Annotated in this window: 11 protein-coding genes; 5 read left to right on the top strand and 6 right to left on the bottom strand. The window is 58.7% G+C overall.

Features of this window, described 5'->3' with window-relative positions; all coding sequences use genetic code 11:
- Positions 1 to 37 precede the first annotated feature (37 nt).
- From hemL to G8764_RS16415, 4 genes are all read right to left on the bottom strand, one after another.
- Positions 38 to 1,318, bottom strand: a complete 1,281-nt coding sequence (gene hemL / locus G8764_RS16430; RefSeq protein WP_166165769.1) for a glutamate-1-semialdehyde 2,1-aminomutase — start codon at positions 1,316 to 1,318, stop codon at positions 38 to 40.
- Between the two features lie 75 nt (positions 1,319 to 1,393).
- Positions 1,394 to 2,203 (bottom strand): bifunctional hydroxymethylpyrimidine kinase/phosphomethylpyrimidine kinase, encoded by an 810-nt coding sequence (thiD, locus tag G8764_RS16425; RefSeq protein WP_166165768.1) that lies wholly within the window; start codon positions 2,201 to 2,203, stop codon positions 1,394 to 1,396.
- A 120-nt stretch (positions 2,204 to 2,323) separates the two neighbouring features.
- Positions 2,324 to 2,740 carry a protoporphyrinogen oxidase HemJ gene (hemJ, locus tag G8764_RS16420; RefSeq protein WP_166165767.1) on the bottom strand — a complete coding sequence of 139 codons (417 nt, stop codon included), beginning with the start codon at positions 2,738 to 2,740 and terminating at the stop codon, positions 2,324 to 2,326.
- Positions 2,741 to 2,764: 24 nt separating this feature from the next.
- The gene (locus tag G8764_RS16415; RefSeq protein WP_166165766.1) at positions 2,765 to 4,582 is read right to left on the bottom strand and encodes a chloride channel protein; all 1,818 of its coding nucleotides are present in this window, start codon (positions 4,580 to 4,582) and stop codon (positions 2,765 to 2,767) included.
- 279 nt (positions 4,583 to 4,861) lie between these two features.
- Between G8764_RS16415 and argC the strand changes: the two genes are divergently transcribed.
- From argC to erpA, 4 genes are all read left to right on the top strand, one after another.
- A complete protein-coding gene (gene argC / locus G8764_RS16410; protein ID WP_166165765.1) occupies positions 4,862 to 5,902 on the top strand; it encodes an N-acetyl-gamma-glutamyl-phosphate reductase in 1,041 nt (346 codons plus the stop codon).
- 76 nt (positions 5,903 to 5,978) lie between these two features.
- Positions 5,979 to 6,713, top strand: a complete 735-nt coding sequence (locus tag G8764_RS16405) for a DUF6776 family protein (protein WP_207951931.1) — start codon at positions 5,979 to 5,981, stop codon at positions 6,711 to 6,713.
- 5 nt (positions 6,714 to 6,718) lie between these two features.
- Positions 6,719 to 7,213 (top strand): polymer-forming cytoskeletal protein, encoded by a 495-nt coding sequence (locus G8764_RS16400; RefSeq protein ID WP_166165763.1) that lies wholly within the window; start codon positions 6,719 to 6,721, stop codon positions 7,211 to 7,213.
- A 147-nt stretch (positions 7,214 to 7,360) separates the two neighbouring features.
- On the top strand, positions 7,361 to 7,714 hold the full coding sequence (erpA, locus tag G8764_RS16395; RefSeq protein ID WP_166165762.1) for an iron-sulfur cluster insertion protein ErpA: 354 nt from the start codon (positions 7,361 to 7,363) through the stop codon (positions 7,712 to 7,714).
- Between the two features lie 188 nt (positions 7,715 to 7,902).
- Here the strand turns inward: erpA and G8764_RS16390 are convergent, their stop codons facing one another.
- Together G8764_RS16390 and G8764_RS16385 are read right to left on the bottom strand one after the other, a co-directional pair.
- The gene (locus tag G8764_RS16390; protein WP_166165761.1) at positions 7,903 to 9,000 is read right to left on the bottom strand and encodes an anhydro-N-acetylmuramic acid kinase; all 1,098 of its coding nucleotides are present in this window, start codon (positions 8,998 to 9,000) and stop codon (positions 7,903 to 7,905) included.
- Between the two features lie 6 nt (positions 9,001 to 9,006).
- The gene (locus G8764_RS16385) at positions 9,007 to 10,314 is read right to left on the bottom strand and encodes a peptidoglycan DD-metalloendopeptidase family protein (protein ID WP_341806407.1); all 1,308 of its coding nucleotides are present in this window, start codon (positions 10,312 to 10,314) and stop codon (positions 9,007 to 9,009) included.
- A gap of 269 nt (positions 10,315 to 10,583) precedes the next feature.
- Between G8764_RS16385 and tyrS the strand changes: the two genes are divergently transcribed.
- Positions 10,584 to 11,891, top strand: a complete 1,308-nt coding sequence (gene tyrS, locus G8764_RS16380) for a tyrosine--tRNA ligase (protein WP_166165759.1) — start codon at positions 10,584 to 10,586, stop codon at positions 11,889 to 11,891.
- The last annotated feature ends 555 nt before the right edge of the window (positions 11,892 to 12,446 follow it).

Raw genomic sequence — 12,446 nt, 5'->3', positions numbered from 1 at the left:
CTCGACTGCCCAATTTACTTTCCCTCTCCGGCGCCGTTTACAGCGCCGCCATGGCCTTGTCGGCTGCCGCCAGGGTGAATTCGATGTCTTCATCGCTGTGGGCGGCGGACATAAAGCCGGCCTCATAGGATGCCGGTGCCAGATAGACCCCGGCGTTGAGCATGGCGTGGAAAAACCGGTTGAAGCGCTCAATATCGCAGGCCATCACTTGCTGGTAATTGGTGATGGCGGGCTCCCCGGTGAAGAAAAAGCCAAACATCGAGCCGACGTGATTGGTGGTAAACGGCACCCCGTGTCGATCCGCGACCTTTTGCAAACCCTGCACCAGTTGTTCAGTGCGGGCGAAGAGTGCGGGGTAGAAGCCCTCCGCAGCCACCAGTTCCAAAGTTTTCAACCCGGCGGCCATGGCCACCGGGTTGCCCGACAGTGTGCCGGCCTGGTAGACCGGTCCGAGCGGGGCGATGTGGGACATGATTTCACGTTTGCCACCAAACGCGCCGACCGGCATGCCGCCACCGATTACTTTACCCAGGGCCACCAGGTCGGCGGTGACGCCGTAGTGCTGCTGGGCGCCGCCCGGGCTGACCCGGAATCCGGTCATCACTTCATCAATAATCAGTACCGCGCCGTAGCGGTCGCACTGTTCGCGCAGGCACTCGAGGAACCCGGGCACGGGCGGCACACAGTTCATGTTGCCCGCGACCGGCTCGACAATCAGCCCGGCAACCTGCTCGCCCAGCTGCGCGAAGGCGGCCTCGACCCCGGCGATGTCGTTGTAGGTCAGGGTGATGGTGTGGTCGGCGAGGGCGGCGGGCACGCCGGGTGAGCTGGGTACACCCAGGGTCAGGGCGCCGGAGCCGGCCTTCACCAGCAGCGAATCGGAATGGCCGTGGTAGCAGCCCTCGAATTTGATGATTTTATCGCGCCCGGTGTAGCCGCGGGCCAGGCGAATGGCGCTCATGGTGGCCTCGGTGCCGGAATTGACAAAGCGCACCATGTCCATGCCGGGCACAATCTCGCAGACCTTGTCCGCCAGGGTGGTTTCAATCTCGGTCGGAGCACCAAAGCTGAGGCCCTGGCGGACCTTGGCAATCACCGCCTCGACCACTTCGGGGTGAGCGTGGCCGAGGATCATCGGCCCCCAGGAGAGTACGTAATCGATATAGCGCTGCTGGTCGGCGTCGTACAAATAGGCACCGGTGGCGCGCTCAAAAAATACCGGCGTGCCGCCGACGGCCTTGAAGGCGCGCACCGGCGAGTTGACCCCGCCGGGGATATGCAGCTGGGCTTGCTGGAATAATTCACTGGATCGAGTCATAACAAACGGAACCTTAAAATCGGCCATTATCCACCAGCGCGGCAGTGAATGTAAGCTATTGCAAAAGCTCGCGGGTCAGTTGTTTTTGTTGCGGTCGGCCCAGAAGAAGCGGTTGGGTGTCTGCTGCCCCATGCCCAGGCGACGGCTGCTGGCCAGCGCGTTGCGAGTGAAGTTCTGGCCTTGATGGGCGGCCTCCTCAACCAGTAATTCGTGGCCCAGGTAACAGGCGATACTGGCGGTGAGGGTGGCGCTGCCGCCGTGGGAGGCGACATTGATACGGCTCCAATTGTAGCGGCGGATCAGGCCCTGTTTACTGTAGAGGTGGCTTTCGTAGCGCTCGCGGGTGTTTTTAGCGCCACTGATCAGCACATAGCCGCAGCCGCTCTCGAGGATTTCCTGGGCGCAGGCCTCGACCGTATCGCCCTGCTGGGCAAGGTCGCGGGCGGTGGGCAGGCTGGTCGAGGTAATCAGGGTGTAGGGCAGCAACAGGTTTTCCGTGGCCGCCAGCACGGCCTCGGCACCGGCCAGGACGCGATCACCGATATGGGTAATGGGCTCCAGAATCACCGGGATACTGGGGTAGTCCTGCAGGATGGAGTGGATGGCTTCAACATTCTCCGGGCTGCCGGTGAAGCCAATTTTGATGGCTTTGATGGGCATGTCTTCCAGGATTGCCCGTGCCTGCTCCACCAGCATGGTGGCGTCCACCGGATAAAAGTCGCGCACGTCGCCGGTATCCTTGGTAAACAGCGCGGTTATGATCGGGGCGCAGTGGCAGCCGAGGCTGGCAGCGCACTCGATATCGGCCTGGATGCCCGAGTTGCCGCAGGGGTCGTGATGGGAAAAGCTGAGAATAACCGGGGTTAATGCATCGAATTCCGCCATTGCTATTATCCTTGGAGAATTGTCGAGTCATGGCGGTTGCTTCCGGCCATGACTGCCTTGCCGGCTGAGTTGTTCGTATTATCCGGGCTGAGTCTACCACAGCCCGCCGCTCCCGTGCGCTCAGGGCTTTACCACCACCAGGATGACCACGGCAAATAATACCAGCACCGGCAGTTCATTCAGGACGCGGTAATAAACGTGTCCCCGGCGGTTGTCCTGGGCCTGGAAAACTTTTACACAGTGACCGCAGTAAAAGTGGTATCCCACCAGCAAGGCCACCAGGGCGAGTTTGATATGAAACCAGCCGGCGCCGCGATAGTAGGGCCAGTTGTAACTCGCCAGCCACACTCCCAGGGCCAGGGTGAGCCACATAAAGGGCGTGATAAAGCGATACAGTTTGGCCTCCATCAGCGCCAGTTGCGCCGTTACCGCAGGCTCGCTGCTGGCCGCGTGATTGACGAACAGGCGCGGCAGGTAAAAGATGCCGGCAAACCAGCAAACCATAAAAATGATGTGAAAAGCCTTGATCCAGAGCATGATCGTCGGGGCGCTCCCTAGCAATTACACTTTGTAGTAGTCTTTTATACGCTCGCCGGTAATGATGCCGAGCACCGGTGAGAGCATGGTGGAGGTACGGCGCTCAACATACAGGGCATCGGCCTTGTGCTGCTCCAGTACCTGTTGCGCTTCGTAGAGGCTGGCCTGCTGCTGGATGGGTTTGAGCAGCCACTGGCGCCCGGGAATATCGAGCAGTTTGATTTCAACGTCGCCGCCGTCTTCGCTGTCGCTTGCCGTGGCCGGATCCCGCGCGTCTTGTTCGGTACTTTTGCGGTTGTCGAGAAACGCCGATATGTCCGCCGCCGAGAGCAGATACTTGTCCTTTTCCGGCTCATCCACCAGCAGCCACTTGGGATGCTGCTGCAATTTATTTTTCAGTTGGGCCAGAGTCTGTCGATTGGGACTGCGCAGATAGTTGGTTTCCATGGCGCTGCGCACGCCGACCCGGTTCAGGGCCTGGCGGATGGGGCCGGTATTGAGGTTAAAGCCGTTGGCCTTGAGCTGGGCCAGAAATATCCCTTCGCAGCGAAACACCTGGCGCGTGGTCAGCACAGCGACGACTACGATCAACATGGTCGGAAAGACCACGTGGGGGTTTTGGGTGAGTTCGAACACGGTAATCAGTGCGGTCAGTGGGGCGTTGATTACCGCCGCCATCATCGCACTCATGCCCAGCAGCACGTAGAAGCTGGGATTGGCGCCACTTTCAGGGGTAATGGCGGTGCCGGCCGCCCCCAGGCAACCGCCGAGAGCGGCGCCGATAAACAGGGAGGGGCCGATCACTCCCGCCGGCACACCGAGGCCGCCACTTACCGACGTGGCCACCAGTTTGCTCAGGACAATGGCCAGCAGCAGCGGCACGGCAATCTCGCCCTGCATGGTGCCATCGATGGTGTCGTAGCCGACGCCGAGAATTTGCGGGCAGAACAGCGCCAGGCTGCCGGTGATGGTGCCGGCCAACAGCAGGCGCGGCACCACTGGCCAGTGTTGCTGCCGGTTGGCGAGCAGTTGCAGGCGGATAAAGCCGGCGGCAAGGGTCGCCGCCGCGAGGCCGGTAAAAACGATCAGGGGCAATTCCAGCAAATCGTTCATCTGTGGCGGGTTGATGGTAAACGCCGGTGCCTCGCCAAAAATCAGGTGGCAGACGGTGGCGCCGGTGACCGAGGCCAGCATGACCGGGATAAAGCCGGCGATGGTGTACTCCATCAGGATCACCTCCATGGAGAAGATGACACCGGCCATGGGGGTGTTGAAAGAGGCGGCAATGGCGGAGGCGACGCCGCAGCCGATCAAGGTGCGCAGGCAGTTGTTAGGCAGTGCCAGCCACTGTCCTAACTGGCTGGCAGCGCCGGCGCCGAGATGCACGGCGGGCCCCTCGCGGCCCATGGACTGGCCGCTGAGCAAAGCGATGATGCCGCCGCTAAATTGCCAGGCCCAGTTGCCGGCCGGGAGTTTGCCCTGGTGATTGTGGAGCCGGTCCAGCACATGGCCGACACTCACCTGGCGGCGCTCTGGCGGGATAAAGTGCATGATCAGGCCCAGTAGCAGCGCTCCCAGCACCGGCAACAGAAAGTGCCAGTGGCGCGGTAGGGATTCAAAGTTTTCACTGCTCGAGGCAAACGCCGCGGCCAGGGGCAGGTCGATGAGCAGCCGAAACGCAACGATGATACCAGCGGCGGCCAGGCCGGCGAAAAAACCCAGGATGGTCAGTTGTGGCAGGGCATCCAGGTGGGCGAGTTGGTGGCGCAACCGGTCCAGTACTACTTGCCCGCGGTGATTGATCCGGTCAGGGTTGGAGGGGGCGCTACTGGGTTCAGGCATGGTAGGTTCTATAGTTCGGCATATCGGCGGTAATCGTTGAGTATGGCATGACAGTGCGGCCAGGCGGCGGAAATTGTGCCGCTTGGAATAAAATCCGGCCAATAGTGTAAATTAACTGGTTGCCTCGCGGTGGCACTTCTACACTATTGTGGCGTTATTGTTTCGATCCGGCAATTGCGGGTGTGTACAGGGCGGTTGCTCTTACCTAGAATTGCGGCTGCGGTAACTGCAGTAAACACATTAGCCAGGCAAGGCGCCGGATAAATATGAGAGGTAACAGTGATTGAAGTCGGGATTGTAGGTGGCACGGGGTACACCGGGGTCGAGTTGTTGCGGGTATTGGTCAATCACCCGCAGGTAAGGGTAAAAATAATTACTTCGCGGGCGGAAGCGGGCCTGCGGGTAGATGAGCTCTACACAAGCTTGCGCGGCTTTCTCGATCTGCAGTTTAGCGAGCCCGATCTGGATGCTTTGGCCAGCTGTGATGTGGTGTTTTTCGCGACCCCGCACGGTGTCGCCCAAAACATGATGCCCGCCCTGCTGGAGCGCGGGGTGCGGGTGGTGGATTTGTCTGCCGATTTCAGGATTCGCGACGCCAGGCTCTGGAGCGACTGGTACGGACAGGAGCACGGCTGTCCGGAGTTGCTGCCCAAGGCAGTGTATGGGCTGCCGGAAGTTAATCGCCAGCAAATCGCCAGCGCGCAATTGGTCGCCTGCCCGGGCTGCTACCCGACCGCGATTCAGCTCGGCTTTATTCCCCTGTTGGAAAATAACCTGGTGGATGCCAGCGACCTGGTTGCCGATGCGGCCTCTGGCGTCAGCGGCGCCGGACGCCAGGCCAAAGTGGCCAACCTGCTGGCCGAGGTCAGTGACAGCTTCAAGGCCTACGGTGCCGCCGGACATCGACACCTGCCCGAAATTGAACAGGGATTAGGGGATGTTTTACCCGCCGGCAGTGGTGAGGTAGGGCTGACCTTTGTGCCGCACCTGGTACCGATGATCCGCGGTATTCACGCCACCTTGTACGCCAACCTGAATGGCGCTGCGGCTGACCTGCAGCAGGTGTTTGAAGAGCGCTATGCCAGTGAACCCTTTGTCGACGTGATGCCCGCTGGCAGCCACCCGGAGACCCGCACGGTAAAGAGCTCCAATATGTGCCGCATCGCCGTATTCCAGCCGCAGCAACGTGGTAAGGTGGTGGTCCTGTCGGTGATTGATAATCTGGCCAAGGGCGCCTCCGGACAGGCGGTGCAAAATATGAATATTATGTTCGGCTTCGACGAGCGCGCCGGCCTTAACCAGGTGGCCGTGCTCCCTTGACGGCTTCGGCAGCGGTAGCGGGCCGGTCTGTGTTAACAATGCGACGGCTGTTGGTCCCGGGCCGGGTAGGGTGTCTATGCTAAAGGGCAGCAAGGATTGCCAGATGGTGGTGGTGCCCTACCGTCCCTGGCGCGCCCGCGTGCTGATTGCGCTGGGTGTTCTGCTGCTTATCCTCGGTACCGCCGGCAGCTACTGGTACGGCGTTAAATTCGGCAGGGCGGACCAGCTCGGGGCCGCCCTGGAGCGCGATAGCCTGGTGCTGAAGTTGCAAGCGGCCGACCAGGAGTTGGCCAATCTGCGCCAGCAGGTGGCCAACCTGCAACTGGGGGCGGAGGTGGACCAGCGCGCCAGCGAGACGGTTCGCGCGGAAGTGATCGAGCTAAAGTCGGAGGTGGCCGCGCTGGAAGAGGACATCAGCTTCTACCGCAGTTTGATGTCGCCCTCGGAGAATAGCAGCGGTTTGACCATCGGATCGCTTAGTCTGGTGGCGGTTGGCCAACCTGGCGTCTACGATTATAAGTTAGTGGTACAGCAATTGGCGGCCCGGCACTCGCTGTTAAAGGGCACTCTGAATTTCAATATTGTCGGCCGGCAAGCTGAGCAGCTGGTCACATTGCCACTCAAGGATATGGCCGACAATGTCGAAGAGGAAGATATCAAGCTACGTTTCAAGTATTTTCAGACCATTGCTGGCCGGCTGACGATTCCGGACGGTTTTGAACCGGAGCGGATCGAGCTGGTAGCCAGTTCGACGGGCAGCAACGCGGTGGTGGTGAAAAAGAATTTTGGCTGGTTGGTAGAGGAGCGGTGAAGACTGTGTGGGGAAAAAAAGACGGTACAGTGGGTTTTGCATCGGGTAGTACAACATTAATTTCCAAGACCACAGAGCTGGTTGGAGATGTACATTTTAGCGGCAATCTCGAAGTCGAAGGGCGTATCAAGGGCAATGTCTCCGCTGAGGAGGGGTCCGATGCGCGTATCAGGATCATGGAGCAGGGCGTTATTGAGGGCGAAATTCATGTGCCGACCATCGTTGTCAACGGCCTGGTGAAAGGCAATGTGCACTCATCCAAGCATGTGGAATTGGCCGCCAAAGCCACGGTGCAGGGCAATGTCCACTACAGCGTGATAGAGATGGTCAAAGGCTCGCAGGTGAACGGTAACCTGGTCTATATCGAAGGGGACAAGCCCGCCCAGGCGGCCTTTAGCATCGATGCAGCGGTTAATAAGCGCGCGGCAAAAGCCGATACGGCCGGCAATTCGCAGCCAGTCGACAAAGTGCCGACGAAGCCCCAGTCGGCGAGTACTTGACTGTTTTGCTGGGTTAAAACGATAATAGGCGTTGTTGTCCCGTTAGCAGGGTCGGCACAGGCAGTAATGGTTGGCGCGGCCGACATCGCTGCTGTTGCCGCCGTTGCCGAGTTGTCCGGGCTGTGGTTGTTTTAACTGGAGTAGTTTATGAGTGCCCCCGAAACCTTTACCCCCCAGGCCTTGCAAGTCACAAACAGTGCGGTTGCCAAGGTTCGTTCGCTGGTGGAGGAAGAGGAAAATGAAGACCTGAAGCTGCGCGTCTTCGTTACCGGCGGTGGCTGCTCGGGCTTTCAGTACGGTTTTACTTTCGATGAGCTGGTAGCAGAAGATGACGCCGTGATCGAAAAGGACGGTATTACCGTGCTGGTCGATGCGATCAGCTACCCATATCTGGTTGGCTCGCAAGTGGATTACGAAGAGGGCCTGAAAGGCTCCCGTTTCCTGATTCAAAACCCGAACGCCAGCTCTACCTGCGGCTGTGGTTCCTCCTTCTCGGTCTAGTATCCGGCCCTTTACATACCATCGATTAATTTGGTTTGACCTGTCCTGGCGCCGCGCTTCCTGTGGCGTCTGGCCTCGGCAAAATTCATAGCGAAATTTCTGCCGGCGGCACTTGATCACATTTACCCGGTTTCATCCCTGGCTTATGCGGGTTGTTTACTGCGCCCGCAGTTTGCTGGTCGGCCTGCTCAGGCGGGATAAATGGCGCCCAGAATAACTTCCCGGCGAGCCCCGGTGGCTACCGGCTTGTTGCCTGGCAGGGCGTGCAAGGTTTGGCGGGCCAGCCAGGCGAATGCGGCCGCTTCCACCCATTGCGGGTCGATACCGAGAGCGGCCGTTGTGGCTACCCGCATCTCACTTAATTGTGCCAGTCTCTGCATGAGGTGGCGGTTATTGGCGCCGCCGCCGCAGACGTACAGCGCCTCACAGGGGCCGACGTGAGTCCGGATGGCATCGAGGATGGTGGTAGCGGTCAGCTCCAGCAGTGTGGCCTGGACGTCGGCGCTGGCCATTGGCGCAAGGCCTGACAATTGCTGGTCGAGCCAGTCCAGGTTAAACAGCTCCCGGCCGGTGCTCTTTGGCGGCGGACTCTGGAAGTAGGGCTGTTGCAGCAGTTGCGCCAGCAGGGTCGGTTGCACCGTACCGCTGGCCGCCCAGCTGCCAGCGGCGTCGTAATTCACACCGCTGTGGCGATGGATCCAGCCGTCCATCAGGGTGTTGCCGGGGCCAGTGTCAAAGCCACGGCCTGTGTGCGGGTCAGTGATATTGGCGATGCCGCCGATATTGACGATAACCCGTTTTTCGGTTGGCGCAGCAAACGCTGCACAGTGGAAGGCCGGCACCAGCGGCGCACCCTCGCCGCCGACCGCCATATCCCGGCGTCGAAAGTCAGCCACGGTGGCTATACCGGTTTTTTCGGCGACGATATTGGGGTCGCCGCACTGTACCGTGAAGGGTATGGTGGCGCAGGAAGGGGGGTGGTGACGCAGGGTTTGACCGTGGCAGCCGAGGGCGCGAATCCGCGCCGCAGGGATATCCAGCGCCGCCAGCAGATTGAGGGCGGCTTCCGCGTAGGCTTCCGCGAGCAGGTATTCCAGCTCCCCCATGTGCGCAATTTCATTGTCGCCAGGCTGGCACAAGCGCAGCACGCGCTGCCGAAGTTCAGTGGAGTAGGGCTGCGCCTGTTGCCCCAGCAGCTGCATGCCGCTATCGCTGATTTCCAGCAGGACTGTATCTATTCCATCGGCGCTGGTTCCGGACATCTGGCCTAAATACAGTTCTTTCATCAGCGCCTATTCCTGTTGCGTTCGGGTCAGCAGTATTTGCTGGTGGTAACTTTCCAGGCTGGCCAGCAGGGGCTGGGTGGCGCTGTAGAAGCGCTGCAGCTCTGCGTCGGCCACCGACCGGGCTTTGGGCAGCTTTTCCAGTATGGTTCTCGGGTTGCGGTGCACTCCGTCGAGCAGGAATTCGTAGTGCAGGTGCGGCGCGGTGGAGTAGCCGGTGGAGCCGACAGTGCCGATCTGCTGCTTCTGCTTTACCCGTTGGCCGGTTTTTACGTGGCGTTTGTGCAGGTGCAGGTATTTGGTTTGAATATTATTGCCGTGCTGGATAACGACGTAGTTGCCGTTGCTTTTGCTGTAGGATGAGGCAATCACCTTGCCGTCTCCGGAAGACCACACCGGCGTGCCCTGGGAGGCCGCGTAGTCGGTGCCGCGATGGGGCTTGATGGTCTTCGATATCGGGTGCAGGCGGCGGGGATTGAAGTTGGAGCTGATGCGGCGAAAATCCAGCGGTGCGCGCAAAAACGCCTTGCGCATGCTCTTGCCTTCCGGGGTGTAGTAATGGGTGTTGCCGTTGCTGTCTTCATAGCGCACGGCCTTGAAGGTTTGCTTCTGGTTGGTAAATTCGGCCGCCAGGATGTTGCCGTTGCCGATCTTCTCGCCGTCGAGAAAGCGCTCCTCGTAGAGCACCTTGAAGTGGTCGCCCTTGCGGATATCGAGACCAAAATCAATGTCCCAGCCAAATATATTGGCCAGTTCCATGATCATGTCGGCGTCCATCTGCGCGCGCTGGGCGGAGAGGAACAGGGAGTCATTGATAGTGGCTTGCCGATAGGCCAACACGGTATCCGGCTGCAACACTTCCCGTTCGTAAGAGAATTTGTCCGAACTCTCCCGCTTGAACAGCTGACTGGTGAGACGGTCCTGGCGGTAGCGCAATGCCATCAGGCGCCCATCTTCAATATGAAATTCCAGTTCATGGCCGGGGTGAATGCGCTTCAGGCTGTTGCTCTCGGGGTGGCCTGCCATAAATTCAAACAGTATGCGGTCACTGAGGCCTGCGCGCTGAAATATCAGCGACAGGTTATCACCAGAGACAACGCGCTCTTTATGCCAGTCAATCTGCGGGATGATTTCTTCGGTAATGGGTTCAGCCACCGGCGGTAGCAACTGCTGGATTTCCGGCTTGATCTCCAGTTCGACGGTCTGGCTCTGTCGTTTGGGTTCGACGGTATCGGTGGGCGGCAGAAAAGTACTGACCACCAGTGCCACACCCAGTACCCCGGCTGCAACCAGGTGCCTCTTGGGGAAACGTCGCACTGCAGATGAATGCGTACTTTCGTTATGGTTTTCAGAGGGTTCCATTGATTTACTAAAGTCGGGCGTGAAGGTGGTGGACTAACTGTTTATGGTATATCAGAAATCATAGGCAATGATAGCCTGATAATCACGCCGGTTCCCGCTTTAGGTGTCGACGCTTGTTTTTGCGTGCAAATTCGGTATGGTGCGCTTTTCGTCAAACTTGCGCCCCGGCGGCGTTTGTTTGCTCGGTTCACCAGATTGTTAATGGCTATAGTCAGGAAGTGTACATGTCCAGTGTAAATGGCGACCTTATTCGGGATCTGCAGGCGCGCGGTCTTATCGCCCAAATGACCGGTGATAACACCTTGGAAGCGTTTTTAAACGAGGGTTCCAGAACACTGTATTGCGGGTTCGATCCGACCGCGGACAGTCTCCATATTGGCAGTCTGGTGCCCCTGCTAACCTTGCAGCGCTTTCAGCGCGCCGGTCACGCGCCAATTGCCCTGGTCGGCGGAGCCACCGGATTGATCGGCGACCCCAGCTTCAAGGCGCAGGAACGCAAGCTGAATACACCGGACATTGTCGCCAACTGGGTCGAAAAAATTCGCGCCCAGGTGTCCCGCTTTATTGATTTTGATTGTGAAGGCAATCCGGCCCGGGTGGTGAATAATCTCGACTGGACCGCAGGGCTCAGTGTGCTGGATTTCCTGCGGGACGTCGGCAAGCACTTCTCGGTCAATAACATGATCAACAAGGAGTCGGTCAAACAGCGCATTGAGCGTGAAGGTGAGGGGATTTCCTTCACCGAGTTCACCTATATGTTGCTGCAGTCGTTTGATTTTGCCGAGCTCTACCAGAACTACGGTTGTACCCTGCAGATTGGGGGCTCCGATCAGTGGGGCAATATAGTCGGCGGGGTTGACCTGACCCGCAAGTTACATGGCGGCCATGTTTTTGGCCTGACCCTGCCGCTGGTTACCAAGGCCGATGGCACCAAATTCGGCAAAACAGAAAGCGGCACCATCTGGCTGGATCCGGCCAAGACGTCACCCTACGCATTTTACCAGTTCTGGTTGGGCACGGCGGACGCGGATGTCTACAAGTTCCTGCGCTACTTTACCTTTCTGCCGGTCGCCGACATCGATGAAATCGAAGAGGCCGATCGCGCCGCCCAGGGTCGACCCCAGGCGCAGGGTGTGCTGGCTCGCGAAGTGACCCGTATGTTGCACGGGGAGGACGGGTTGGCCGCGGCGGAACGGATTACCGCAGCGATGTTCAGTGGCTCACTAAAAAATCTGACCGAAGCGGACCTGGAGCAATTGGCCCTGGATGGCCTGCCCTGCAGCACTCTCGATGAAGCGCAATTGGCGGATACACCGCTCACCACCTTGTTGACAGAGTGCGGTATGGCGAAGGCGGGGCGGGAAGTAAAAGACGCGCTGGGTCGCAATGCGGTATTGATCAATGAGGTGGCCAAGGGTGCCGAGGACAATATGAAAGCGGCACAGTGTTTTGCGCCGGAGCAGGCGCTGTTTGGTCGCTTTTTTGTGGTCAAGCTTGGCAAAAAGAAAAATCACCTGTTTGTACGGGCTTGAGTTGTTCCACGGACGCGCAACCTGGCGCTAATTTGGGCGCCTGTCGACGACGTTAATAAAATTTTAAAAAAGGCTTGCACGGTGCCAGGTGCATCGGCATAATGCGCCTCCCTTGCCCGCCGGGGATTAAAAAAAAGCCCAAGCAATCAATAGCTTGCAGCAGTTTTTTGAGAAAGGTTCGGAAGAAGTTAAAAAAGTAAACTTCTTCTTGCAGGGTGACAAAGGATGCGTATAATGCGCCGCTCTCGACGACACAGACCCTTGAGTCAGTCGCCGGGACGAAGCGGAAAGTCAGGTGATTTTCAGGGTTTTCCAGCGATCATTTAAGCTGCTGAGATTGGCGCAAATAAATGATTGACAGGCTTCGGGAGGTGCGTATAATTCGCATCCCACGGTTGAGGGAGGGCTTCTGAGGAAGCGCTGAACGGAACCGAAAAATACAGTATCAGCCGAGCGCGGTACTGGCTATTTAACAAGTTAATCAAGCAATGCGTGTGGGCGCTTGCGGGATGGTGATGCGAACATAGCATTATCATTTGCAAGTGACCTAACAAT

The sequence above is a fragment of the Pseudomaricurvus alcaniphilus genome (assembly GCF_011440395.1).
In the GTDB taxonomy this organism is placed as follows: Bacteria; Pseudomonadota; Gammaproteobacteria; order Pseudomonadales; family Cellvibrionaceae; genus Pseudomaricurvus; species Pseudomaricurvus alcaniphilus.
Note: the sequence above shows the minus strand (reverse complement) of the source record. Positions and strands in the feature narration are given on the sequence as shown.

What these genes read in the sequence shown, in the direction of transcription:
- thiD (WP_166165768.1), bottom strand. Translation starts at nt 2,203, where the DNA reads ATGGCGGAATTCGATGCATTAACCCCGGTTATTCTCAGCTTTTCCCAT.
- hemJ (WP_166165767.1), bottom strand. Translation starts at nt 2,740, where the DNA reads ATGCTCTGGATCAAGGCTTTTCACATCATTTTTATGGTTTGCTGGTTT.
- erpA (WP_166165762.1), top strand. Translation starts at nt 7,361, where the DNA reads ATGAGTGCCCCCGAAACCTTTACCCCCCAGGCCTTGCAAGTCACAAAC.
- tyrS (WP_166165759.1), top strand. Translation starts at nt 10,584, where the DNA reads ATGTCCAGTGTAAATGGCGACCTTATTCGGGATCTGCAGGCGCGCGGT.
- G8764_RS16390 (WP_166165761.1), bottom strand. Translation starts at nt 9,000, where the DNA reads ATGAAAGAACTGTATTTAGGCCAGATGTCCGGAACCAGCGCCGATGGA.
- G8764_RS16405 (WP_207951931.1), top strand. Translation starts at nt 5,979, where the DNA reads ATGCTAAAGGGCAGCAAGGATTGCCAGATGGTGGTGGTGCCCTACCGT.
- G8764_RS16415 (WP_166165766.1), bottom strand. Translation starts at nt 4,582, where the DNA reads ATGCCTGAACCCAGTAGCGCCCCCTCCAACCCTGACCGGATCAATCAC.
- hemL (WP_166165769.1), bottom strand. Translation starts at nt 1,318, where the DNA reads ATGACTCGATCCAGTGAATTATTCCAGCAAGCCCAGCTGCATATCCCC.